23 protein-coding genes and 1 tRNA gene are annotated in these 23,063 nt (G+C 58.9%); all 24 read right to left on the bottom strand.

Annotated elements, in window-relative coordinates; translation table 11 throughout:
• Window positions 1-14 precede the first annotated feature (14 nt).
• Window positions 15-698, bottom strand: a complete 684-nt coding sequence (locus GXN74_RS05150; RefSeq protein WP_162369862.1) for a polyphosphate polymerase domain-containing protein — start codon at window positions 696-698, stop codon at window positions 15-17.
• A gap of 149 nt (window positions 699-847) precedes the next feature.
• Window positions 848-2,206, bottom strand: a complete 1,359-nt coding sequence (locus GXN74_RS05145; RefSeq protein ID WP_162369861.1) for a sensor histidine kinase — start codon at window positions 2,204-2,206, stop codon at window positions 848-850.
• Window positions 2,206-2,913: a response regulator transcription factor gene (locus GXN74_RS05140; protein ID WP_162369860.1), complete on the bottom strand. Its 708-nt coding sequence runs from the start codon at window positions 2,911-2,913 to the stop codon at window positions 2,206-2,208. The genes GXN74_RS05145 and GXN74_RS05140 overlap by 1 nt, the downstream gene beginning before the upstream one ends.
• Before the next feature lie 76 nt (window positions 2,914-2,989).
• Window positions 2,990-4,213, bottom strand: a complete 1,224-nt coding sequence (locus GXN74_RS05135) for an OFA family MFS transporter (protein WP_162369859.1) — start codon at window positions 4,211-4,213, stop codon at window positions 2,990-2,992.
• 75 nt (window positions 4,214-4,288) lie between these two features.
• Entirely contained in the window at window positions 4,289-5,458 is a 1,170-nt protein-coding gene (locus tag GXN74_RS05130) for a Cof-type HAD-IIB family hydrolase (protein WP_162369858.1), read from the bottom strand.
• An 87-nt stretch (window positions 5,459-5,545) separates the two neighbouring features.
• Window positions 5,546-5,962 (bottom strand): thioesterase family protein, encoded by a 417-nt coding sequence (locus tag GXN74_RS05125; RefSeq protein ID WP_162369857.1) that lies wholly within the window; start codon window positions 5,960-5,962, stop codon window positions 5,546-5,548.
• A 184-nt stretch (window positions 5,963-6,146) separates the two neighbouring features.
• Window positions 6,147-6,219, bottom strand: a tRNA-Thr gene (locus tag GXN74_RS05120).
• Between the two features lie 53 nt (window positions 6,220-6,272).
• On the bottom strand, window positions 6,273-6,791 hold the full coding sequence (locus GXN74_RS05115; RefSeq protein WP_162369856.1) for an HD domain-containing protein: 519 nt from the start codon (window positions 6,789-6,791) through the stop codon (window positions 6,273-6,275).
• Window positions 6,791-7,651 (bottom strand): hypothetical protein, encoded by an 861-nt coding sequence (locus GXN74_RS05110; RefSeq protein WP_162369855.1) that lies wholly within the window; start codon window positions 7,649-7,651, stop codon window positions 6,791-6,793. The genes GXN74_RS05115 and GXN74_RS05110 overlap by 1 nt, the downstream gene beginning before the upstream one ends.
• Window positions 7,652-7,815: 164 nt before the next feature.
• Complete coding sequence (mutY, locus tag GXN74_RS05105) at window positions 7,816-8,904, bottom strand: A/G-specific adenine glycosylase (protein WP_162369854.1); 1,089 nt, start codon at window positions 8,902-8,904, stop codon at window positions 7,816-7,818.
• Window positions 8,905-8,963: 59 nt separating this feature from the next.
• Window positions 8,964-9,767, bottom strand: coding sequence for a MetQ/NlpA family ABC transporter substrate-binding protein (locus GXN74_RS05100; protein ID WP_162369853.1), 804 nt, complete (start codon window positions 9,765-9,767; stop codon window positions 8,964-8,966).
• Between the two features lie 87 nt (window positions 9,768-9,854).
• A complete protein-coding gene (locus tag GXN74_RS05095) occupies window positions 9,855-10,517 on the bottom strand; it encodes a methionine ABC transporter permease (protein ID WP_162369852.1) in 663 nt (220 codons plus the stop codon).
• Window positions 10,517-11,227, bottom strand: a complete 711-nt coding sequence (locus GXN74_RS05090; protein WP_162369851.1) for a methionine ABC transporter ATP-binding protein — start codon at window positions 11,225-11,227, stop codon at window positions 10,517-10,519. The genes GXN74_RS05095 and GXN74_RS05090 overlap by 1 nt, the downstream gene beginning before the upstream one ends.
• On the bottom strand, window positions 11,224-12,009 hold the full coding sequence (locus tag GXN74_RS05085; RefSeq protein ID WP_162369850.1) for a tryptophan-rich sensory protein: 786 nt from the start codon (window positions 12,007-12,009) through the stop codon (window positions 11,224-11,226). The genes GXN74_RS05090 and GXN74_RS05085 overlap by 4 nt, the downstream gene beginning before the upstream one ends.
• A gap of 11 nt (window positions 12,010-12,020) precedes the next feature.
• Window positions 12,021-12,425: a DUF2177 family protein gene (locus GXN74_RS05080; RefSeq protein WP_162369849.1), complete on the bottom strand. Its 405-nt coding sequence runs from the start codon at window positions 12,423-12,425 to the stop codon at window positions 12,021-12,023.
• A gap of 102 nt (window positions 12,426-12,527) precedes the next feature.
• A complete protein-coding gene (locus tag GXN74_RS05075) occupies window positions 12,528-13,673 on the bottom strand; it encodes an isocitrate/isopropylmalate family dehydrogenase (RefSeq protein WP_162369848.1) in 1,146 nt (381 codons plus the stop codon).
• A 59-nt stretch (window positions 13,674-13,732) separates the two neighbouring features.
• Window positions 13,733-15,115 carry a beta/alpha barrel domain-containing protein gene (locus GXN74_RS05070; RefSeq protein ID WP_162369847.1) on the bottom strand — a complete coding sequence of 461 codons (1,383 nt, stop codon included), beginning with the start codon at window positions 15,113-15,115 and terminating at the stop codon, window positions 13,733-13,735.
• An 80-nt stretch (window positions 15,116-15,195) separates the two neighbouring features.
• Window positions 15,196-17,604 (bottom strand): leucine--tRNA ligase, encoded by a 2,409-nt coding sequence (leuS, locus tag GXN74_RS05065; RefSeq protein WP_162369846.1) that lies wholly within the window; start codon window positions 17,602-17,604, stop codon window positions 15,196-15,198.
• A gap of 34 nt (window positions 17,605-17,638) precedes the next feature.
• On the bottom strand, window positions 17,639-18,319 hold the full coding sequence (locus GXN74_RS05060) for a hypothetical protein (RefSeq protein ID WP_162369845.1): 681 nt from the start codon (window positions 18,317-18,319) through the stop codon (window positions 17,639-17,641).
• Window positions 18,320-18,426: 107 nt separating this feature from the next.
• Entirely contained in the window at window positions 18,427-19,287 is an 861-nt protein-coding gene (locus GXN74_RS05055) for a DegV family protein (protein ID WP_162369844.1), read from the bottom strand.
• Between the two features lie 31 nt (window positions 19,288-19,318).
• Complete coding sequence (locus tag GXN74_RS05050; RefSeq protein WP_162369843.1) at window positions 19,319-20,272, bottom strand: D-2-hydroxyacid dehydrogenase; 954 nt, start codon at window positions 20,270-20,272, stop codon at window positions 19,319-19,321.
• Window positions 20,269-21,774 carry a sensor histidine kinase gene (locus tag GXN74_RS05045; protein WP_162369842.1) on the bottom strand — a complete coding sequence of 502 codons (1,506 nt, stop codon included), beginning with the start codon at window positions 21,772-21,774 and terminating at the stop codon, window positions 20,269-20,271. The genes GXN74_RS05050 and GXN74_RS05045 overlap by 4 nt, the downstream gene beginning before the upstream one ends.
• Window positions 21,758-22,444: a response regulator transcription factor gene (locus tag GXN74_RS05040; protein ID WP_162369841.1), complete on the bottom strand. Its 687-nt coding sequence runs from the start codon at window positions 22,442-22,444 to the stop codon at window positions 21,758-21,760. Before GXN74_RS05040 ends, GXN74_RS05045 begins: the two co-directional genes overlap by 17 nt.
• Before the next feature lie 10 nt (window positions 22,445-22,454).
• Window positions 22,455-23,039, bottom strand: coding sequence for a rubrerythrin (rbr, locus tag GXN74_RS05035; protein ID WP_162369840.1), 585 nt, complete (start codon window positions 23,037-23,039; stop codon window positions 22,455-22,457).
• Between the last annotated feature and the right edge of the window lie 24 nt (window positions 23,040-23,063).

The raw sequence follows: 23,063 nt of genomic DNA, 5'->3' as shown, positions 1-23,063 counted from the left end.
ATTTTTCCCCGGGCCTATGCGTACAGCATCCGGCCCAGCACATATTTCGAATTGGCGGCGCTTCCGGTTTCCCCCACCTGGACCAGGTCCCGGACCAGGTCCGGCAGATACCGGTCGAATTTCACTTCCAGCACGCAACGGTCCATCCCCACAGGCACCAGCGCCTGTTCCTTCCGGAAGAAGTCCCTCCAGTTGCTGCTGGTGCGGATCCTGGAGTCCAGGGTCACCCGGGTGTTTCCCGGCCGGTAGGCGTAGGCCCTCCGGTCGTAAACGACCGTCACCGTCGGCCTGAGCAGCTTGATCCTGGACTTGGCGTAGAATTCCTGCAACAGGGGGGCCGAACCTTCCCCGATGAATTCCAGGTCGCCGGCCGCCAGCCGCCGGGCCTCCTCCAGTGTCACCCTGCAGCTCTCCTTGTATCCCTTCCGGTACTCCTTCACCTTTTTCTCGAACTTCAGATGGCTGTAGTCGTCGTTGTAGCAGCGCAACCGGAACTTCTCCCGCAGAGGCTGCCCATCCAGCTTCTCCTTCAGCGCCTCGTCGTACAGGGTGTCGAAGTACAGGCTCTTCACCAGGTATCCTTTCCCCTGGGCGTTCCCGTCCAGGTCCAGGACCTTGTCCAGCCTATTCACAAGGGCAACCTTCGCGCTCCAGGAGATCAGGTGCTTGATTTCATTGCGGTAGCATCTTTCCTCCATGATGGTCCGCCTCCTTTCCTGACTACAGCATACCCCAGTTCCCGTCGGACTTCTCCGAAAAATGGGGGACATCCTGCCGCAAACCTGCGGCAAAAGGGGACGTGGAAAAGACGCAAAAAAAAGAAGCCTTGTCTCCAAAGCTTCCTTTGTCAGCAGGCTTCTTCCCCCTGGAACAGTATGGTGAAAACCGTGCCTCCAGGGCCCGTGGACACCTCCACCCTGCCTCCGTGGGATTGCACGATGGCCTTCACGATGGACAGGCCCAGTCCGTGCTTCCCTCCCGCACCCTTGTAGAAACGCTCGAAGATGTGGGGCAGTTCGGCGTCCTGGATTCCCGGCCCATTGTCTTCCACCGCCACCAGGATCCTTTCCTCCATCCGCCTGCAGCTGATCCGGATCCTGTCCCTCGTATGCCGGACCGCATTGGATAGCAGGTTCTGGAAGGCCCTTTCCATGGATCTTTCCTCGCAAAGGTACCATACGGGGTCCTCCTGGAAATCATACTCCACCTGGATCCCCTTTTTCCGCAGGATGGGGCCGTACCGCTCCACCGTGTAGGATAGGATTTCCCGCAGGTCGTTCCTTTTGTAGACCATGTCGTTGGAATTTCCTTCCAGACGGGCCAGGTACAGGATGTCTTCCACCAGCCCTCCCAACCGGTCCGTCTCCTCCCGGACCACCGCCGCCGCTTTGGCGCCCTCCAGGATCCCATACTCGATCCCCTCCGCGTTGCTCTTGATGATCTGCAGGGGTGTCCGGAGCTCGTGGGAGACGTTCTGGAAGAAGGTCCTTTGCTCCGTATCGTAGGTTTCCAGCTTAATCATGGATTCGTTCATCGCCTGCTTCAGCCGGTCCAGCTCCAGGTCCTGGAACTCTTCGGTGATGGGTTCGTAGACTCCCTCTCCCATGCGCACGGCGGAATCCATCAGGTGGCGGATCGGCCCTGCTATCCGGGAAGCGATTCCCCAGGCGATGGCCGTCCCGGCCAGCAGGGCACCCAGCATGGCCACCCCAAGGAACATCAGGATGGTCTGCTGCAGGCTGTAGAGGTCCGACATGTTGATGAAGAACACCACGTAGGTTCCGGGAATCTCCTGCCGTTCCACCGAGGTGAAATAGTAGAGGCTGTTCCCCGTCTCCATCTTCCGCACACCTCCCGTACCCAGCACCGCCAGCTGCTCCTCCAGCCCCTGGACGAAGGCGGCCTGCTCTTCCCCCCTCTGGTCCAGCCCGTGCTCCGCCCAAGGGGACTCTATCCCATAATCCCGGGAGACCAGCACCATTTCCGCCCGGCCTGTGGGGGGGCGGTCCATCTTCGGCGGCCGGTCCTCCCTCCGGTCCTGGAGGATGTCCTGCCGGGAGACGGAAAGGGCTTGGGTGGCGCTTTTTTCCATATAGCTGGACATGAGGACCTGGAACACCAGGGCCACCAGCAGGAAAACGCCCAGGACCAGGCTTCCCACCAGCAGCATCATCCGGGAACGGATTCCCTTCTTTCTCCCATTCATCAGGGGTGCGCCTCCTTCAGTATGAACCCGAAACCCCAGACCGTCTCCACACGCACCTGGGTGTCCTCCAGTTTTTTCCGTAGCCTGCGCACCGTGTCGTCGCAGGCCCTGGTTTCCACATCCTTGCCGTATCCCCAGACCTTGTCCAGCAGCTCGTCCCTGGAGACGGCCCTGTCCCTGTTCTCCAGCAGATACAGCAGTACGTTGTATTCCGTGGGGGTCAGGGGAAGCGCTTCCCCCCTTCCCGTCCAGACCTCTTTTGTCCTCCGGTTGACGCGCAGGTCTCCGAAAAGAAGTTCCCCGCCTTCCCCTTTCCGGCCTTCCTGCAGCTCCTGCCGGTCCAGGCGCACCCGGCGGAACAGGGCCTTGACCCGCATGACCAGGGACATGGCGCTGAAGGGCTTGGTGAAATAATCGTCGCTGCCCAGGTTGATTCCCGTGGCATAGTCCAGTTCGCTGTCCCTGGCCGTCAGGATGATGATCGGAACCGTGCTGATTTCCCTTATTTTTTTCGTAATCTGGAATCCAGTGGATCCCGGCATGAGCACGTCCAGGATCACCAGGTCGCATGGCTCCTCAAGGAAGGCCGCAAACAGCGCGTCCCCGTTGTCGAAACCCCGGACCCGGTAGCCCTCGCTTTCCAGAAAGGTTTGCACCGTCTCCAGGATCTTTTCTTCATCTTCCGCAATATAAATGCTGTTCTCCATCTTCACACCTCAAGGACATCATACCAGATTTTTTCGGAGGGGATCCCCGCAATCCTGCGGCGGAAAGGCCGCAGGTTCACGTCAAAACCTTGGCCCTCCCATGCTTCCGGGTCCTGTAGATGCCCGACGCGCAAAGCAGCAGCACCAGGAGGAACAAGGGCCTCAGGTCATGGAGGAGGTCCACAAGCATGCCGGAGGCCAGGACCCCCAGGATGGCGCCGATGCCGTAGGCCGTGAAGACGATGCCGTAGTTCCTGCTGTAATTCCTGGCCCCGAACATCCTGCCGGTGACGCTGGGCGCGATGGCAAGCCATCCTCCCAAGTTCATCCAGAAAAGGGAAAAGGCCAGGGCGAACAGCAGGATCCGGCCAGGTTCGGCCACCAGCATGAGGACCGATCCCAAAGCCATGAGGGCGAAGGACAGGCGCATGACCCGCCTGGCCTTGTACCGGTCCGCCAGCCATCCGAACAGGGGCCTTCCTGCCCCGTTGCTGAGAGCGAACAAGGGGATCAGCCCGTCCACCTGTCTGGAGGACAGGCCCATCGCATCCATCCCCACATGCCCCGTCATCCCGATGAAAGTCAGGCCGATCATGGCCCCGGTGAGGAAATTCCAGTACAGGACCCTGAATTGCCTGGTCTTCACTATGTCGGCAACCTCAACCTCCCCAACCTCCCCAGCGGAGGCTTTCGGAAGGGGAAGCCCCAGGACCTCTTCCTGGGTCGGATGGCGGAAAAAGAGGGAAAGCACGGGCAGAAGGATCCCGTAGGCGACCCCCAGGATTCCGAAGGTCCTTGCCAAGCCGAATTCCATGATCAGCGCACTGGCCAGCGGCGCCGTCACCACAGGCGACAGCCCGAATCCCCCCAGCACCAGACCGATGGCCAGGCCCTTCTTCTCCGGAAACCACCGGGAAACCACCACCATGGGAACCCCATAGGTGATTCCCACACCGGTTCCGATGACCACCCCGTAGGCAAGGGTCAGCGTCCAGATTCCCGTGGCATAGGCGGAAAGGAGCCACCCCAGCGCCACCAGGACCGTGCCTGCAACCATCAGCCGCCGGGGGGAATGGCGGTCCAGCACCCTGCCGGACAGCAGCATCATCACCGCGTAGAAGGCAAGGGAAGTCATATAGGGCAAGCCGCTCAGGGTGGCTCCCACCCCGAATCCCCGTTCCACGTGCAGCCGGAATACGCTCCAGGAATATACCGTTCCCAGACAAATCATCACCAGACCCCCCAGCAGGACGAACCTCCAACGGAACCCATAGCCAATCTTTTCCACTTCAATTCCCATCGCATGCACCACCCTTTTCCCTGATGTCCAAATTCTAGCTATTGTACCACGAAAACGGTCCGGCCTCAAGCCTTTTCAAGCCTCCGGCAGGTGCTTTTCCAAGGCCCGGGCAACCCCGTCCATGCTGTTGGAGGCGGTGACGTCCCCGGCCTGGCGCTTCACCTCCTCCGGGGCGTTCCCCATGGCGACTCCCATGCCTGCATGGGTCAGCATGTCCAGGTCGTTGAAGTTGTCCCCGATGGCCAGCACCTCCTGCATGGAAATCCCCAAACGGCGGCACAGGAACTCCACCGCGGAACGCTTGGAAGCCTCCCGGGGCATGATTTCCAGATATTCCGGCTTGGAGGGGTGGATCTGGAGCCGGTCCCGGTAGTCGGGCTCCAGATCCTTCCATAGGCGGAGCACCACCTCCGGTTCCCCCATGCAAAGGATCTTGTTGGGGGAAGTCCCTGTCCTTTCCCAGCGGTCGAACACCTCCTCCATGGGGGCCACCTGGGGACGGCTGCGGACGATGCGCCCCTCCTGTCCGGTCCATTCGTCTTCCCCGGATGCCATCCAGTCCCGGCCATGGTAGAGGTTTACGGAGACCCCCTCCCCACGGACACGTTCCCAGATTTCCCTGGCCACATCCAGCGGGATGGTCCGGTCCACCAGGACCTCCTCCCCCTCCAGCACCTGCGCCCCATTGTAGCAGGCCATGGGCCCCTGGATGCCCAGTTCCTCCAAAAGGAACCCCACCCCCTGGGGCGGTCTGGCGGTGACAGGCACCACGGGAATCCCTCGGGCCGCAACCTTCCGGACCGCCTCCACGGTTGGGGTCGTCAGCCGCTCCGTCGCATCCAGCAGCGTCCCGTCGATGTCCAGGCACACCAGCTTGTACCGGTCCATGGCCTCCATGCGGTCGTGGAGCAGGTACCAGGCTTGTACCGTGTTCTCCAACAGACGGTAGTGACGCAGGTATCCCAGCAAGAGCACAAGGGACAGCAGCCCCAGCAGGCCCGGCGTCCACCCTCCCTCCAGGAAGATGACCATTCCCGCGGCGAAAAGGAAGGCCGCCGCCGCGAACAGGGTCACCAGCAGATGGACCAGCCGCTCGTGCTGGATCCATCCGATCATCCTTCGGTGGGATGCGCGCAAGCCCTCCAAATTCCCCGGCGCCTCCAGCCGCCGCCTCAAACCCTCTTCGTATTCCCTGACATATCGCTCCATGGGGACACCGCCCCCGCTTCGTTTCTTCCTCTCCATCCCGTATTCTCCCTTTCTTTCCCCCAACGGATGAAAAAAAAAGGCCCCTTCCATTACAGGGGGCCGGCAGCCTTTCTTTGAATCGTTCTATTCGCTCTCTTCCTTCTTCTTGTTGCGGTAGGCTGTCTCCAGGAGACGGTCCGTGTTCACCACGGCCCTTTCATAAGTACCCTGGCAGGCAACCCCTTCCGAATCGCTGGCCGAGAATTCCAGAAGGACGTCGTCCTCCTTCACCGCCTTGACATTGATGGCCAGCACCACTTTTTCGAATACAGGGGTTGGCTTGTTGTGGACCAATTCCAGCTTCTTCCCTACGGTGATGTATCCTTCCGGCACCAGGGGATCCAGCAATTTTGCGGATGCATCGATGATCATCGTCACCACCGCTGGTGTGGACATGAGGAAATCCAATGCACCGGATCCATAGGTGGCTGCGGTGTCGGACGTGGACACCACTTTTTCCACAGTTATTCCCATGCCTTCCTTGATTTTGTGTTCTGCCATACGTATGCCCTCCTTCGATTGTCGATGTTCTTGTCTTGATTATACATCATCGCTGCCTTTAATTCCAGTATCTCCCGTTTTTTTTGCTTCTCGCCTGGATTTCTGGGGTCCTGGGGAAAAAGAAGGAAGGGGGCGCGCGCCAATCGATTGGCGCACGCCCCCTTCCTTCTTTTCCTTCTTAGCGAGCTGAAAATGGGAATCGAACCCACGACCTCATCATTACGAGTGATGCGCTCTACCGACTGAGCTATTTCAGCGTTTGACACCACTCTATTTTAAGGCAAAACTTGAAATTACTCAAGCACTTTTTTTATTTTTTTTCCTCAACGGATTCTTTGCGCAGGAGATGGAACATCCACTTCCCCGTTTCCGTCCGGATGTACTTCTGGTTGATGGTCTGGCGGGCATGCTTGTCCATGTCCATCTCCTCCGCATTCACCATGAAATCCGCCTCTACGAGCATCTGGAAAACCGCGTCGTCCACCTTCTTGTAGCTGTGGTGGTGGCCGATCAGATAGCAGACCCTGTCCAGCACCGCTTCCTCCAGGATGCCGTCCTTCAGCAGCTTCCTGGCCACAATGGGACCCTCCAGCTCCTGGTATCTGCCCGCATCCGAGTTGTACTGCCTTTGGGCCTCGTGGATCCCGATGTCGTGGAGCACAGCGGCCGCTTCCAGCACCAGCTGCCCCTCCTCCTGCAGTCCCTCCAACAGTCCCAATGTCTTGGCGTAGGCGTAGACCTTCAGTGCATGGTTGATCCGTTTCGGGTCCTGCCTGTTGTATTCCATCATCCGGCGGATGATTTCCGCTACGGTCCTTTCCCTGTCCATCAGCCTTCTCCTCCTTCCGACCTCCGCACCAACGTCTCACCCAGCAGCATGTTTCCATTTTCCAGACCGACGCAGACCACCTGCAGCTTCCGGTCTCCTGACTGTACGGCCTCCCTGTCCAGCTCCTTGCGCGTCTCCCTCGGTATGAAAATCAAGGTGCCTTTCACCTCCCCCTTCTCCTGGGCAAAAACGCCATCCTCACCGCCCTGGAATCCCTGCAGGACAGCCTTGCCCATGGAGGTGCCCTGGGGGCCTTCCGCCATGGTTTCCGGAAGGAAAAAGGAAGTGCTTTCCATCCTTTGGACCATCCGTTCCAGATCGCTCCTGTATCCTACGCCGAAACCATGGATGGTGTCCCTGGCGTCCAGCATCCCGTGGTATTCCAGGACAAGACGTCCCATCATGGCCTTGAAGTCGGGGGAAAAATCAGGTTCCCTTTCCAGGAAGAGGTCCAGCCCTCCATGAAGAAACACTTCCAATATTTCCATCTGCAGGTCCATTTCGTCATAGCTGTCCTCCGGCAACCCCATCCTTGTGCAAAAGGCCAGGGTTTTGGCCAAAGGTGCCGCCACCCAGGGGTATTCCCCGGAGAGATGGAACTTCATCAGGATGGCGGCCCCCCGGAAGGTGGGCATGAGGCAATACTCCATCCTGGCCTCCTCCGGCACATTGAAGCTGTCCAACAAGGCAAAGGAGCCCTTTTCGTCCTGCATGCGGACCAGCGACTGTACATACTCCTCCCAGTAGAAATGCTCCATGGGGTTGGAGAAAAAGAGGACTTTCTCCAGGTCCGCTGCAATTCTGTTCATTTCACGAAAATCAGCCTCGTTGGCGTCAAACCTTCTGAAATAGGATTTCATGGCAATGCACCCCCTGGTCTTTGCGGTATCGGGTTCTGATTCCATTATACCATAATTCCCGCATCTTATGTCCTATTTCTGCCAGAAACCAGGCGGGCATCAGGAAGGACGGCCCCCTATGCCGCAACCTGATGCCGAACCAGACCTTCTCCCAGCCGGATGCCCTACAACCCTTGCGGCGCTTCCAGTTCTTCCATATACCGCTTGAAGGCGGAGGGAATGGAATAGCGTTCCCGGACCTCCTCCAACGCAACCCAGGAAAAGTCTCCGCTCCCTTCCGCAGCCACCTGCACCTTCCAGCCGTGCATGTGCCACTCCACATGGGTGAACACGCTCTTCGCAGGCCCCAATGCGGAAATGGAGTAGAACTGGAGCCCCCAGGACTCCAGCAAGGACCGCCGCTGCCTTTCCCCAAGGTCCCCTTCCACGTTGGGCGGTTCCCAAAGCCCGGGCAGGAGCCCCTTGGCCGGCCGCTTCCGCAAGGCCAACCGGCCGTCTCCGGACAGGAGCAGGAACACTGTCCTCTTCTCCATCCTACGGGGAGACTTTGGCGCCTTGCGCGGCAGTTCCGCCACCATGCCGGCCCCATGGGCCAGGCAGTTCCCCTGCCAGGGACACGCGCCGCAACGGGCTCTAGATCCCTGGAGGCAGACCATGGCCCCCAGTTCCATCAGGGCCTGGTTGAAGTCCCCCACCCTTTCGAAGGGCAGGATGCCCTCCACCATGCCGGCGATTTCCCTCTTTGCCGGTTCCTTGCCGACGTCTTTCCCATACCCCCGGAGCCTGGACATCACCCGGAGGACGTTGGCGTCCACCGCAGGTACCCGCTCTCCGAAGGAGATGGAAGCAACCGCACCCGCCGTGTACTTTCCGATGCCCGGCAACCTTTCCAGTTCCCCGCTTGTCCCGGGGAAACTTCCTCCCGCCTCCCGGACGAGGATGCCGGCCGCCTTCTTCAAATTCCTGGCCCGGTTGTAGTACCCCAACCCCTGCCAAAGCTTCATCAGCCGGTCGTCCTCCACCCCTGCCAGGGCCTCCAGCGTGGGCAAGGCCTTCAGGAACCTTTCGAAATAGGGGATGACAGCCTCCACCCTGGTCTGCTGCAACATGATTTCCGAAACCCACACCCGGTAGGGGGAAGGGTCGTCCCTCCAGGGCAGCATCCGCTGGTGCCGGTCGTACCAGGCCAGCAGGGCCCTCTGCAATTCCAGGGCGTCGTCCGCCCCTTTGGTTTCCACTTCCAAACGCTCCATCTCCTTCCATGGAAAGGGGGTTGCCGCACAACCGACGGTTGTGCGGCAACCCCCATATGCTAGAATACTGGTACCACTGCGCCTTGATATTTTTCTTCCAGAAAGGCCCGAACCTCTTCGGACTGCAAGACCTCCTTCAGGATCCGGATTTCCTCCCGCTGATCTCCCGTACGCACGGCCACTATATTGGCGAAGGTCTGGGCCGCAAGGGAGTCCTTGTCCTCGGATGCCAGTGCGTCCGTGGCTGCATTCAGGCCCGCCTCTATGGCATAGTTCCCGTTGATGACCGCCACGGACACGTCCTGCAGGGAGCGGGCGATCTGGGCCGCCTCCAGTTCCACGAACTGGAGGTTCTTGGGATTCTCCTCGATGTCCCGGATGGTGGCTTCCAAGCCCGCATCATCCCTGACCTTGATCAGGCCGACCTCCTCCAGGAGCAGCAGGGCCCTGGCCTCATTGGTGGTGTCGTTGGGCACGGCAACCGTGTCCCCCTCCTGCAGGTCCTCCAGGCGGGAGGCCTTCCCGGGAAAAAGCCCCAGCGGTTCGAAATGGACCTCAACCGCCGAAGAAAGCTGGGTGTTGTTCTTGACGTTGAAGTCCTCCAGGTAGGGAGCGTGCTGGAAGAAGTTTGCATCCAGCTCTTCATTCTGCAGGGCCAGGTTGGGCTGGACATAATCCGTGAACTGCACGATTTCGATTGCTACGCCCTTTTCCTCCAGGATGGGTTTCACGAAGTTCAGGATTTCTTCATGGGGTACGGGGGTTGCGCCGATCCTGAATGCAGCAGCGCTTTCTTTCTTGCCGCAGCCCGGCAGGGCGAACACCATCGCCAGGGCAAGGACCAAAAGGATTTTTCTTCTCATGGGGACTCTCCTTATATCACAGTTATTTTATATGTTTATTAATTTATTGCATTTTACAGGAAAGCCGACTTCTTGTCAATCCCTTTCCTATTGCCTGTTGATTTTTTTTGACAGCCTGGTGCCTGCAAGCTGCACCCCCTGGACGATGAGTACCAGCAGCACGATGGTGACCATCATCAGGGTCGTGTCGTACCGGTAGTAGCCGTAGCGGATGGCCAGGTCCCCCAGACCGCCTCCACCCACCGCTCCCGCCATGGCCGAATAGCCGATGAGGGTGATGGTGGTGATGGAGGCGCCCAGCACCAGGGAGGGCATGGTTTCCGGAATCATGACCTTGTAGATGATCTGGAAGGGGGAGGCCCCCATGGCCGTGGCGGCCTCAATGATCCCCTTCCGCAGCTCTTTCATGGAGGACTCCACCAGCCTGGCCACAAACGGGACCGCCCCAATGACCAGGGGCACGATGGACGCCGTCACGCCGATGGAGGTCCCCACCAGCCACCGGGTGAAGGGGATGACCGCGATGAGCAGGATGATGAAGGGCACGGAGCGGACGATGTTGACCACCGTATTCAGGATCCTGTTCACATGGGGCCTTGGCAGGATGTGGTGGGGCTCCGTGACCGCCAGGGCAACGCCTAGGGGAAGCCCCATCAGATAGGCGAAGAGGGCTGAAAGGAAGGACATGTACAAAGTGTCCCACGTCCCCTGGACCAGCATGGCCCCGTAATTCTCCAAAAACGCTCCCATCACATCACCTCCTGGAAATGTCCGATATGCTCCGCCGTGGGGCCGTCCTTCACGATCCTGGCGTTCTCGATCACGGCCACCTTGTCGCAGATGGCCTCCACCACCTTCATCTCATGGGTGATGAGGATGATGGTCACGCCGATCTTTTCGTTGATCCTCTTCAGCAGCTCCAATATGGATTTGGTGGTCAACGGATCCAGGGCGGATGTGGCTTCGTCGCACAACAGCACCTTCGGGTCATTGGCCAGGGCCCGGGCGATGGCCACCCGTTGCTTCTGCCCTCCGCTCAATTGGGCCGGATAGGCTCCCGCCTTCTCCTCCAGCCCCACCAGCCGGAGCAACTCCCTGACCTTCCCATCGGCCCCCGCCTGCTTCCCCCCTGCGATTTCGAGAGGAAAGCGGACGTTCTCCTCCACGGTTTTCTGCATGAGCAGGTTGAAATCCTGAAAAATCATCCCCAGGCTCTGGCGGATCCGCCGCAGTTCCCTGCCCCGCATGCGGGTGATGTCTTCCCCATCGATGCGGATGGATCCCGAGCTGGGTTTTTCCAGCATGTTGATGCATCGGATCAAGGTGCTCTTCCCTGCGCCGCTCAGGCCGATGACCCCGTAGATTTCCCCCTGGGCGATGGTCAGGTCCACATCGTCCAGGGCAACAAAGTCCCCGGTGGGATTGTGGTACACCTTGCACAAGTTCCTTATTTCAATCATATTTCGCTTCCTTTCCCATTCCTGATTTTTCCCAGGACCAAGAGGACAAGGAAGGCCATGCCTGCCACTGCCGCTCCTGCTATCAAAGGTTCCGGCTCCATCCCAGGAGCGGACCTTTTGCTGTAGATGCCCCAAAGGGCCCAAACCACCACCAAGGCATAATAGAAGTCCCTTTTGAACAGCACGGATGCCGCCCCCAGGAGGATTCCTGCCACCAGGACAAGGACCGTCCACCAGGACGGGGGGAGCCCCCAACCGCTCCACTCCAGGGCCACCAGAAGCACTGCGGCGTTGGCTATGGTCGCGATGGAAACCCATCCCAGATAGACGCTCATGGCGATCCGGGCAATGCCGGTGGTCTTGTCCCTCTCCACGTAGGCATGCAATTCCAGCCTGCGGTAAGCCTGGACCAGGCACAGGAGCAGCACCACCATGAGGGCCATGGTCCAAGGGATCCTGTCATGGTGCCAGGCCAGGATCCAGGCCGCGTTGGCCGCGCAGGACAGAAAGTACCAGGGCCCCAGCGCAGCAGCGACCGTTCGGGAGGTGAAATGCCTGTGCCTTTGCTCCCTCCACTGGAGGACGGCAAAGACGACCAGCAGGCTGTAGATCAGCCCCCAGATGCCGAAGGTGAATCCTGCGGGCGCGAAAAGGTTGGGGTATCTGTCCGATACCGCTCCCGTCGTCACCCCGTTGATGGGCAGGGCGTTGGCCAAACCGTTCACTGCCAGCACCGCCGCCGTGCCCGCCATATTCAAAGCCGCCCAACTCTTAACCTCCATGCCGTTCCTCCTCATGCCCAACCCAAACGGGTCAGGATCCAATAGGTGGCCAGGGAGACCGTCCCCCCCAAGACCGTTCCCCAGAGCATGTCCACTGCCGTGATCACCAGGGGCCAGTCCCTTACCGTAGCCAGATTCGTCAGGTCATAGGTGGCATAGGTCACCAGCCCGAAGAACATGCCTCCCAGCAAGGCGTAGGCAATGCTCTGCTTCTCCACTGCGGGATGGACCACAAAGAAGACCAGCCCAGCGATGTACAGCAGATAGAAAGCCATCGCCGCCACCCAGTTGGGACTGGGTGCCAGGAGGTACCCCAGATGCTTCCTGTAGAGCCCCGGGGCCACCAGCCCCAGCCAAACCAGGTCCACCGCAAAAAAGACCACAAATGCCACAAGATACATCTTCACATATGCCATATCCGTCTCCTTTCCACTCCTCTGATGTTCCCATTATACATCCGCAGGGGGCCAGTGACAAGGGACAGGCCTTGGAGTCCCCAAGGTCCTGTCCCTCATTTCCTAAAGCTTTTCGATTGTTTCCATAATATAGTCGGCGAACTGGGCGCTGGTGGCTCCCGTGTCCCGTCCGGTGGTTTCGATCTTCTTTTCGGTCTGCCCGCAGATTTCCAGGGCCTTGAAGAGCTTGTCCGCCTGGACGCCGTATCCGATGTGGGCCAGCAGCATGGCTCCCGCACGTATGACGCTGGAGGGGTCCGCGTAAATGTCCCTGCCTTCCTCCACCATCCTTGGGGCGGAACCGTGGATGGCTTCAAACATGGCGTACCGCTTGCCGATGTTGGCGCTTCCCGCAGTGCCCACGCCTCCTTGGAATTCTGCGGCCTCATCCGTCAGGATGTCTCCGTAGAGGTTGGGAAGGACGAACACCTGGAAATCCTTGCGGCGCTTCTCGTCGATCAGCTTGGCCGTCATGATGTCGATGTACCAGTCGTCGAAATCTATTTCCGGATATTCTTTGGCCATGTCCTTGCAGATGTCCAGGAATTTCCCGTCGGTGGTTTTGATGATGTTGGCCTTGGTCACGCAGGTGACCCTTTTCTTGCCGTTCTTCTTCGCGAATTCGAAGGCGGCCCGGGCAATCCGCTCGGATCCCTGGGTGGTTGTCACCGTGAAGTCCATGGCGATGTCCTCGTCGATGTGCATGCCCTTGCTTCCCAGAACATAGGAGCCTTCCGTATTCTCACGGAAGAAGGTCCAGTCGATGCCTTGCTCCGGTACGCTGACGGGACGCACGTTGGCGAACAGGTCCAGCTCTTTCCGCATGGCGACATTGGCGCTTTCGATGTTGGGCCATGGGTCGCCCTTCCGGGGGGTGGTCGTGGGGCCCTTCAGGATGACATGGCAGGTCTTGAGTTCCGCCAGCACGTCGTCCGGAATGGCCTTGTTCGCTTTCGCCCTGTTCTCGATGGTCAGTCCGTCCACCGTCTTGAAGGCCACCTTTCCACTCTTCAGCGCATCCGCCAGCAGGAATTCCAGAATCCTTTGGGCTTGTCCGGTGATGGCCGGACCGATGCCGTCGCCGCCACACACACCGATGACGACCTGGTCCAATTCCTCATATTTAACAAAGTCCCCCTGAGCCTTCATCATGGCCACACGTGCCTTCTGCTCCTTGATGATGCTTTCCATCTTTTCGATATATTCCATCTTGTCCTCCTGTTCCGATGATCGTTTATTCCTGTCAAATCCTGTATATTATAATACAATTAGGGCAACAGTGCAACTCCGGTTGCTTCCACGGCCTTGTCGATGGCTTCCAGCATCTCCTCATCGGTAATGAAGGTGACCCTTCCCTCGGCATATTCCCTGTCCACCCAGGCTTTCACTTCCTGCACCACCGGATGGTTCTTGTCCACTGCCCGGTCGTCCTTCCGTTTGAAATAGGCGTTGATCCAATGGGCCACGCCTGAAACGCCGGAGGTGTCGGAAACCGCCACCACCACCGGACGGTTCAGAAGCTTTTCCGTGTCGAAGATGTTGTAGATTTCCTCGTTCTTCAGCAGACCGTCCGCATGGATGCCCGCCCGTGTCACGTTGAAGTTCCTTCCGACGAAGGGCGTCCGCTCCGGCAGGGTTTCCCCGAAGGTCTTTTCAAAGTATTCCGCCATTTCCGTGATGATGGTGGTGTCCATGCCGTCCAAGGTTCCCCGGAACTGGGCATATTCGAATACCATGGCCTCCAGCGGGGTGTTTCCGGTCCTCTCCCCGATGCCGAACAGGGAGCAGTTCACTCCGGAGCAGCCGTACAGCCAGGCGGTGGCGGAATTGTTCACCGCCCGGTAGAAGTCGTTGTGTCCATGCCATTCCAGCAGCTCGGAAGGCACGCCGGCATGGTGGTTCAGTCCGTAGATGATTCCCGGAACGCTCCTGGGCAGCGTGGCCCCCGGATAGCTGACCCCGTACCCCATGGTGTCGCAGGCCCGGATCTTGATGGGCATCCTGGTCTCCTCCATCAGTTTCATGAGCGCGATGACGAACGGGACCACGAACCCGTAGAAGTCGGCGCGGGTGATGTCCTCCAGGTGGCAGCGGGGCCTGACCCCCGTTTCGATGCATTCCTTGATGACAGCAGTGTAGTGGTCAACCGCCTGCCGTCGGGTCATCTTCAGCTTGTGGAAGATGTGGTAGTCGGAACAGCTGACAAGGATTCCCGTCTCCTGGACCCCGATGTCCCGCACCAGTTGGAAATCCTTCTTGGATGCCCGGATCCAACTGGTGACGTGGGGGAATTCGTATCCCCTCTCCATGCATTTGCATACCGCGTCCCTGTCCTTTTTGCTGTACAGGAAAAATTCGCTCTGGCGGACAATTCCATTGGGTCCGGAAAGCCTGTGGAGGTAGTCGAACAGCGTGACGATCTGTTCTGTGGTGAAAGGTTCCCTGGACTGCTGTCCATCCCGGAAAGTGGTGTCCGTGATCCAGATGTTGTCCGGCATGTTGATGGGCACCATCCTGTGGTTGAAGGCCACCTTGGGCACCTCGTCATAGGGGAACAGATTCCTGAACATGTTGGGTTTTTCCACGTCCTGCAAGGGGTAGGTGAACTCCGTCCGTTCCAATAGATTCGTTTTTTTGCTGAATTCAAGCATTTTGGTTCCTCCTGTCCTGTCTCCCAAAAGGGCAGGGACGCAAGAGGGGTCCCCGGACCCCTTCACGTCCCTTCCGCTTTCTATTTCGCCACGATGCTGATGATCCTGCCGGGCACATAAACTTCCTTTTGGATGGCGCGTCCGTCCAGTTTCCCCTCTACGGCTCCCCTGGCCTTTGCCAACACGCTTTCCTTGTCTTCTCCGTCTTCCACCAGGATGGTGGCCTTGATTTTTCCGTTGACCTGGACAGGCATCTGGACGGAAGTTTCCTTCATCTTGCTTTCGTCATGTACGGGCCATTCGTTTTCGAATACGGACCCCTCCTGCCCAAGGGCTTCCCACAGCTCCTCCGCCATATGGGGGGCGAAGGGGGCCAGAAGCACCACCAGGGTGGACAGGGTTTCCTTGTCCACGCCCCCCTGGTTCTTGGACAGGTCCAGGAACTTGTTGTTGAACTCCATGAATGCGCTGACCGTGGTGTTCATGTTGAAGTTGTTCATCCGGTTGGTCACCTCATAGATCAGCTGGTTCCGCAGCTTCTCCAGTTCCTGGGTGACCGGGACCTCCCTGCCGATGTTCTCGTGGACCAGCTTCCAGACCCTGTTCAGGAAGCGGTAGACACCCTCGATCCCCCGGTCGTCCCACTCGGAATCCAGTTCCGGAGGCCCTACGAACAGCTCGTACATCCGCAGGGAGTCGCAGCCGTAATCCTGGACCAGGTTGTCGGGAGAAACCACGTTTCCTTTGGACTTGCTCATCTTCGCACCGTTCTTGCAGATCATCCCCTGGTTGAACAGGCGTGTGAAAGGCTCCTGGAACTCCACCACACCGATGTCATGAAGGAACTTGGTGTAGAACCTGGAGTAGAGCAGGTGCAGGACCGCATGCTCGATCCCTCCCACATACATGTCCACAGGCAGCCATTTCCTCGCCTGTTCCTTCGAAACCAGTTCCCGGCTGTTGTCCACATCCACATACCGGAGGAAGTACCAGGAAGAACCTGCCCACTGGGGCATGGTGTTGGTTTCCCTTTTGGCCGGCTTGCCGCAGGTCGGACAAGGGACGTTCACCCATTCCTCGATGGCGGCCAGCGGGGATTCCCCCGTTCCCGTGGGCTGATAGCTCTCCACTTCCGGGAGCACCACGGGAAGGTCCTCTTCCGGTACGGGAACCGTGCCGCAGTAGGGGCAATGGACGATGGGTATGGGTTCCCCCCAATACCGCTGTCTGGAAAACACCCAGTCCCGCAACTTGTAGTTTGTGGTCTTGTCGCCGATGCCCTGCTCCTCCAGGTAATCCGCAACCGCTTCCTTGGCAAGGGTGGAGCGCATGCCGTCGAAGGGCCCGGAATTCACCATGACCCCCTCTTCCGTATAGGCTTCCAGAAGCTCTTCCTCCCCGGCGCCTTCCTTCCGGATCACCTGGGTGATGGGCAGGTCGAATTGCTTGGCGAAGGCGAAATCCCGCTCGTCGTGGGCAGGCACGCACATGATGGCACCCGTCCCGTAATCGGCCAGGACATAATCGGAAATCCAGATGGGCAGCTTGGCGCCGTTCAAAGGGTTGACCGCGTAACTTCCTGTGAAGACCCCGGTCTTTTCCTTGTCCTGCATCCTGTCCACGGAGCTTTTCATGGAAGCGTGGAAAACATAGTGCTCCACCTCTTCCTTCTTCGGAGGCTGGGTGATCTTTGCCACAGCCCCATGCTCCGGTGCCAGGACCATGAAGGTGGCCCCGTACAGGGTGTCCGGACGGGTCGTGAACACCTTCAGCTTCTCCTCCATGCCCTCCACCTGGAAGTCGATTTCCGCACCATGGGATTTTCCGATCCAATCGCTCTGCATCTTTTTCACCTTGTCAGGCCAATCCAGGTCTTCCAGGTCTTTCAGCAGACGCTCCGCATAGGCGGTGATCTTCAGCATCCACTGGCGGAGGTTCTTCTTTGTGACGGGCGTTCCACAGCGGTCGCATTCCCCGTTCACCACTTCCTCGTTGGCCAGGCCGGTCTTGCATTCCGGACACCAGTTGATGGGCATCTCCTTCTCATAGGCGAGGCCCGCTTTGAACATCTGCACGAAAATCCACTGGGTCCATTTGTAGAAACCCGGATCCGTGGTGTTCACTTCTTTCGTCCAGTCATAGACGGCGCTGATCTCCTTCAATTGCCGCTTGAAGTTCTCCACGTTCTCGGCGGTCGCCTTAGCGGGGTGCACCCCCATCTTGATGGCGTAGTTCTCCGCCGGCAGTCCGAACGCATCCCATCCCATGGGGTGCAGCACATGGTATCCCTGCAGGATCTTGTAGCGGCTCCAGACATCGCTGAGCACATATCCCCTCCAGTGGCCCACATGCAGGCCGCTGCCGGAGGGATAGGGGAACATGTCCAGGCAGTAGTATTTTTCCCTGCCTTCCTCCTTGTTGACCGGACGTTCTTCCCAGATCCGGCGCCACTTCTGTTCTATTTCCTGATGCTTGTACTGTACAGACATGTTGTCCTCCTTGTGCTTCCAAAATTGTTTTTCATCACTCCTGCGCAGGGGCGGCGTTCCTATAGCTCTCCATGATCCAGCGGCCGTCCACTTTCCGGATGCCGGCCGTGATCGTCAACCGTGTCTCCCCCGACTCCGGGTCTATGATCCGAGCCTCCGCCAGATTGCTCCCATCCTCCTGGGGGGATACCCCGTCCAGGACGATTTCACTTGTCCATCCAAGGTCCATGGCCGGCATCAGGTATTCGCCGTTCACAAACTGGACGCCTGTGCCTTCCGGCTGGCTGTGGGCATGGAACTCGACCCCAAAGAACCTTTCCACCACTTCCTCCAACCTGGCATAGGGGATGCGGAGCATGAATTCGGTCGTATCGAACACCAGGTCCTGGTTCGCATGCTGGTAGATGTAGCTTACGGCGAAAAGCTGCATCGCCCGGGGACTGATGGCCCCCGTCCCGTTGTCCGGCTGGAACAGGTAGTTGAAATGGAAGTAGCCGATGAACCTACGGATCTCCCCCGCTTCCCCCAACTCTTCTTCCGGTTGCTCCAGCACCTGTTCCATCCCGGCTGTTTCCATGCCGATTCTGGTGTCCAAGGTCTGGATCCCATCCTTTCGGGCACCCTCGCCTGCGGCTGCTATCAGCAGCAAAAAAAACAGGGCGGCGGCCACCGTAATAAAGCCCCGTGTTTTCCAAAAACGTCTTCTATTTTCCACGATCCTTATGCCTCCTAGCCCGCTTGGGACCAAACTTTCCCAAATAAAAAAAATCAATTGCCACAGTATTATATCATAATCCCTGTGACAATTGAATATTTTGATGATTATTTTTTCAGATAGAAGATGCCTACAACGCCCGGACCCGTATGGGTGCCGATGGTGGCGCCCACCTCCGCAAAGATGATTTCCTTCTCCCACTGGAAGGTTTCCTTCACCGCATCCGCCAGCGCTTCCGCAAACTCCCTGTCTTGGGCATGTGCTATGGCGATGAAGCTGTTGGCTTCCGGGTCGAAGGTCTTCCGCATGTGCTCCAGGAAGAACGGAATCACCTTCTTTCTCCCCCGGACCTTCCCGATGGTTTCGGTTGTGGCGTCCACCACCCGCAATACAGGCTTGATGTTAAGCACATCCGCCACCAACGCGGCGGCCGGCTTGATCCTCCCCCCCCGCTTCAGATATTCCAGCGTGTCCACGGAGAACAGATGCTCAATCCTGTTTTGGGTCAAGGGTTCCAACTGGGCGAGGATCCGCTCCATATCCCACCCCTCCTGGATGTATCTGGCAGCCAGGACTGCCAGATATCCCTGTCCCATGCAGAGCATGTTGGAGTCCAGGATGGCGATGGCAGCCTCCGGCCTCTCCTCCTCCACCTCCGCCTTGGCGATGTTGGCCGATTGGCAGGTACCGCTGGCTTTGGAGCCGATGGTGATGCACAGCACTTCCTTCCCTGCATCCGCCGCAGCCAGGAACGCTTCCTTGAACCGTTCCGGTGTCACTTGGGAGGTCTTGGGCATCCCTTTGCCTGCGACCAGCTTTTCGTAGAACTCCTTGGGGCCAAGGTCCACCCCGTCCAAATATTCTTCTTCTCCAAAATGGACGCTCAAGGGGCATACGGTGATGCCATACCGGTCCACCAGGTTGCGTGGCACGTCTGCCGAGCTGTCGATTACAAGTTGTATTGCCATGTCTGTTTTCTCCTTGTTGGGTTTTCTTGCATTATACCACATGGGTGGGGGTTCCCCGATAGAAATTTCCAATGTTTTTTGCGACTTCCAGGACCACCTGCTGCCTGGCCTCCAGGGACGCCCAACCGATATGGGGGGTCAGCAGAAGTTTTCCCGGCTCCCGGATGTCCAGCAGGGGATCCCCCGCCTCCATCGGTTCATGCTCCAGCACATCCAGACCGGCCGCCTTGATCCAGCCTTCCCGCAGGGCCCGGACCAGCGCCTCCTCGTTGACGATGCCCCCCCTTCCCAGGTTCAGGAGCACCGCCTCCCTGGACATCCACCCCAGTTCCCTAGGCCCCACCAGGTTCCTTGTTTGCGCATTCAATGGGGCATGGATGGAAAGGATGTCCGATTCCCTGCACAGGGTTTCCAGGTCCACCCGGGGATACTTCTCCATCCGGTCGGAGCCGCTGGGGGAAAAGTAGGACACCCTGCATCCGAAGGCCGTGGCCACCTCGGCAACCCTCCGTCCGATGGCGCCCATGCCGATGATTCCCCATCTTTTCCCGCAGATTTGGTGGAACGTGTTTTCATAATGCCGGAAGGAACGGTCGTCCACATAACCTCCCCGCTTCATGTAGTTGTCGTAATAAGGCAGGTTCTCGTAAAGGTAAAAAAGCATGGCAAACGTGTGTTGCGCCACACTTTCCGTCGCATAACCCGCCACGTTGCAAACGGCGATTCCCTTGGACCTGGCATATTCCACATCGATGCCGTCCGTCCCCGTCCCTGTCATGCAGATAAGGCGGACCCCCTCCACCTGGCCCAAGTTGGAGGCATCCAGCTTCACCTTGTTGGTCACCAGGACCTCCTGGTTCCGGATCCGATCCACGACCTCCTCCCTGGAGGTGAATCCGTAGACGGTGCATACCCCCAGCGCCCGCAAAGCTCCCAGGTCCAACTCCCTGCCCAAACTGTCTCCATCCAGCACCACAATGTTCATTGGTTCTCCTTCCGTAGGTCCAGGGGCAGGTCCAGATAGAAAACGCTGCCTTCCCCTAGCTTGCTCTCCACCCGGATGCTTCCCTGGTGCCCTTCCACAATCGCCTTGGCGATCGCCAGGCCCAGACCGTGCCCTCCGGTCTGTCTCGTCCTGCTTTCATCGGACCGGTAGAACCGGTCGAAGAGGCGGGAAAGGTCCCTTTCCGGAATGCCGACCCCGTTGTCCCGGATCCAGAGGGTGCAGGCGCCGGCCCCCTCCTCCCCGTCGATGCCGACCTGGATGGTGCCCCCCTCCTGGGTATACTTGGCCGCATTGTCCAGGAACACCCGCAGGGTCTGTTTGATCATGGCCTCGTCCATATGGACGGGCACCGGTCCGCGAGGCACATGGAGGATCGTCTGGTTCTTCACGTCCAGCATCCTGCTTTCCTTCACCACTTCCCCCAGGAGCTCCTGGAGGTCGAACTCCGTCTTGTGGAACTCCAGGGTCTGGCTGTCGCTGCGCACCAGTGTCAACAGGTTCTCCACCAGGGCTTGCATGTTCCTGGTCTCCTCCAGCATGGCGTCGATGGATTCCTCCAGCACCTCTTCGTCCTGCTTCCCCCACCTTCCCAACATGCTCACATAGCCATGGAGGATGGCGATGGGCGTACGCAACTCGTGGGACACATCCGACACGAACTGTTTCTGCTTCTCGTACTCCTTGTCCAGCCTGTCCAGCATGTCGTTCAGGGTAAGGGCCAGGTCCTTGAGCTCCGCATTGGTCTTTTCCAGGGGAATCCTCTCCTGCATGCTGTCGATGGAAATCCTGCGGGCGGTGTCGGTCATGTCATCGATGGGCTTGAGCATCCTCCGGATCTGCCCCGAAACAAGGATGGCCAGAAAAAAGAACGCCGTTGCCTGGGCCAGGACCAGACTCCATAGAAGGTGAAGGAAATTCTCCAGGAACCTTTCCACCGGGTAGGCCAGGCGCACCACCAGGCGTCCGGGGTCCTTTCCGTCCTGAAATTCATAGACAGTCTCCGGATCCATCAGCACGCCGGCCCGCCGGAAAGCCTCCCACCGGGCCCACCCGTCCGTTTCATAGGGCATGTCCTCCAGCAGACCCGCCGCAAGGGAAAAAGGGGTTCCCGCTTCATCCTCCCATAGGATCTGGATGCCTGCCTCTTCCGTCGAAGCCAGATACTCCAGCTGGTCGGCCAGGCCCCCCATGGAGGAGTCGCCATCCCTCTGGTAGAGGAGCATCTGGGCGATGCGCTGGTTCAATGCATCGCCGGATTCCCCCATGCTCCGGTGCAGGAACAGGTAGGAGGACAGCCCCACAGAGACCAGGGACACCAGCAGATAGCTGAACAGGAATCCCACAAGGATCTTTTTCCGTATGGACATGCCCAGGCTTCCTACAAGGGCGATGGAGTCCTCCACAAAATCCCGCACCAGCCTTACGGGCCACAGCAGGATCCCTTTCAGGATCTGCAGGAGCACGCTAGTCATAGATTCCATAGCCCACGCCCCTGACTGTCCGTATGATTTCCACTCCCAGTTTCTGGTCTATCTTGGCACGGAGGTAACGGACGTACACGTCGATGACATTGGTGTCCCCATAGTAGTCGTATCCCCACACCTTCTCCAGGATCCGCTCCCTGGGGAGGGCCATGTTCTTGTTCTCCAGGAGATATTTCAGGAGTTCGTACTCCTTTTTCGTCAGTTCGATGGGTATTCCCCCATAGCTGGCTTGCCGCTTCCCTTCATCCAGATGCAGCTGGCCGTGGGAAAGGCCCCCGGCCTTTGCGGACGCGTTCTCCAGGCTCCTGCGTTTCAAGGCCACGCGGATCCGGGCCAGGAATTCTTCCATGGCGAAAGGCTTCGTCATGTAGTCGTCGGCTCCCATGTCCAGCCCCTTCACCTTGTCCGCCACATCGTCCTTTGCAGTCAGGAGGATGACAGGCAACTGTTCGTCCCTGGCCCGGATCCCCTGGAGCACCGCCAGCCCTCCCATTCCGGGAAGCATCAGGTCCAGGACCACCAGGTCCGCCTGGCCTCCCAAGGCCAGGGCAAGTCCTGTTTCCCCGTCCTCCGCCACCAGTGTGCCATATCCCTCATGCTGCAGTTCCAGCTCCAGGAACCTGGCGATCTTCTTCTCGTCTTCCACGATCAATATGGTCTCGCCCATGGTTTTCCTTTCAATAGTTCCTGGCCTGCACCTCGAAGTGGGCCTGGGGATGGAGGCAAACGGGACAAAGCCCCGGAGCGTTTTCTCCGGTGTAGATGTAGCCGCAGACCCGGCAAACCCATTCCACCGGCTGTTCCTTGGAGAACACCCTGCCTTCCTCCAGATTCCCGGCCAACGCCGCAAACCTGGCCCCATGGCTTTCCTCGATGACGGCCACCTGTTGGAATAGGTAGGCGATTTCCTTGAACCCTTCCGCCTCGGCCACTCCGGCGAAGCCCGGGTACAGGGTTAACCCCTCTTCCCCTTCCCCCTGGGCGGCGGACCGCAGGTTGAAGAGCGTGTCCCCGAAGGCCACCGGATAGGAGGCGCCTTCCAGGGCCACTTCTTCCCCGTTGTGATCCTCGGCAAGGAAGCGGAGGAACCTTTTTGCATGGGCCCGTTCCTGGTCCGCTGTCTGGGTGAAGATTTCGGCAATTTGGGCGTAGCCTTCCTTCTTGGCCGCCGAGGCGTACAGGGTGTAGCGGTTCATGGCCTGGGCTTCCCCCAGGTAGGCCTGCATCAGGTTGCTTGCGGTTCTGGTTCCTTTCAGTTGCATGGTGTTCCCTCCTTATCCGATGCG

The sequence above is a fragment of the Anaerotalea alkaliphila genome (assembly GCF_010179735.1).
Taxonomy (GTDB): Bacteria; Bacillota; Clostridia; order Lachnospirales; family Vallitaleaceae; genus Anaerotalea; species Anaerotalea alkaliphila.
Note: the sequence above shows the minus strand (reverse complement) of the source record. Positions and strands in the feature narration are given on the sequence as shown.

Excerpts from the sequence above, each read along its gene's own strand:
- GXN74_RS05045 (WP_162369842.1), bottom strand. The coding sequence starts at position 21,774 with ATGGAATCTATGACTAGCGTGCTCCTGCAGATCCTGAAAGGGATCCTG.
- GXN74_RS05135 (WP_162369859.1), bottom strand. The coding sequence starts at position 4,213 with ATGGGAATTGAAGTGGAAAAGATTGGCTATGGGTTCCGTTGGAGGTTC.
- GXN74_RS05070 (WP_162369847.1), bottom strand. The coding sequence starts at position 15,115 with ATGCTTGAATTCAGCAAAAAAACGAATCTATTGGAACGGACGGAGTTC.
- GXN74_RS05050 (WP_162369843.1), bottom strand. The coding sequence starts at position 20,272 with ATGAACATTGTGGTGCTGGATGGAGACAGTTTGGGCAGGGAGTTGGAC.
- GXN74_RS05080 (WP_162369849.1), bottom strand. The coding sequence starts at position 12,425 with ATGGCATATGTGAAGATGTATCTTGTGGCATTTGTGGTCTTTTTTGCG.
- GXN74_RS05140 (WP_162369860.1), bottom strand. The coding sequence starts at position 2,913 with ATGGAGAACAGCATTTATATTGCGGAAGATGAAGAAAAGATCCTGGAG.
- GXN74_RS05150 (WP_162369862.1), bottom strand. The coding sequence starts at position 698 with ATGGAGGAAAGATGCTACCGCAATGAAATCAAGCACCTGATCTCCTGG.
- GXN74_RS05110 (WP_162369855.1), bottom strand. The coding sequence starts at position 7,651 with ATGAAATCCTATTTCAGAAGGTTTGACGCCAACGAGGCTGATTTTCGT.
- GXN74_RS05130 (WP_162369858.1), bottom strand. The coding sequence starts at position 5,458 with ATGGAGAGGAAGAAACGAAGCGGGGGCGGTGTCCCCATGGAGCGATAT.
- GXN74_RS05040 (WP_162369841.1), bottom strand. The coding sequence starts at position 22,444 with ATGGGCGAGACCATATTGATCGTGGAAGACGAGAAGAAGATCGCCAGG.
- GXN74_RS05075 (WP_162369848.1), bottom strand. The coding sequence starts at position 13,673 with ATGGAATATATCGAAAAGATGGAAAGCATCATCAAGGAGCAGAAGGCA.
- GXN74_RS05100 (WP_162369853.1), bottom strand. The coding sequence starts at position 9,767 with ATGAGAAGAAAAATCCTTTTGGTCCTTGCCCTGGCGATGGTGTTCGCC.
- GXN74_RS05115 (WP_162369856.1), bottom strand. The coding sequence starts at position 6,791 with ATGGACAGGGAAAGGACCGTAGCGGAAATCATCCGCCGGATGATGGAA.
- mutY (WP_162369854.1), bottom strand. The coding sequence starts at position 8,904 with ATGGAGCGTTTGGAAGTGGAAACCAAAGGGGCGGACGACGCCCTGGAA.
- GXN74_RS05095 (WP_162369852.1), bottom strand. The coding sequence starts at position 10,517 with ATGGGAGCGTTTTTGGAGAATTACGGGGCCATGCTGGTCCAGGGGACG.
- GXN74_RS05145 (WP_162369861.1), bottom strand. The coding sequence starts at position 2,206 with ATGAATGGGAGAAAGAAGGGAATCCGTTCCCGGATGATGCTGCTGGTG.
- GXN74_RS05125 (WP_162369857.1), bottom strand. The coding sequence starts at position 5,962 with ATGGCAGAACACAAAATCAAGGAAGGCATGGGAATAACTGTGGAAAAA.
- leuS (WP_162369846.1), bottom strand. The coding sequence starts at position 17,604 with ATGTCTGTACAGTACAAGCATCAGGAAATAGAACAGAAGTGGCGCCGG.
- GXN74_RS05090 (WP_162369851.1), bottom strand. The coding sequence starts at position 11,227 with ATGATTGAAATAAGGAACTTGTGCAAGGTGTACCACAATCCCACCGGG.
- GXN74_RS05085 (WP_162369850.1), bottom strand. The coding sequence starts at position 12,009 with ATGGAGGTTAAGAGTTGGGCGGCTTTGAATATGGCGGGCACGGCGGCG.
- rbr (WP_162369840.1), bottom strand. The coding sequence starts at position 23,039 with ATGCAACTGAAAGGAACCAGAACCGCAAGCAACCTGATGCAGGCCTAC.
- GXN74_RS05055 (WP_162369844.1), bottom strand. The coding sequence starts at position 19,287 with ATGGCAATACAACTTGTAATCGACAGCTCGGCAGACGTGCCACGCAAC.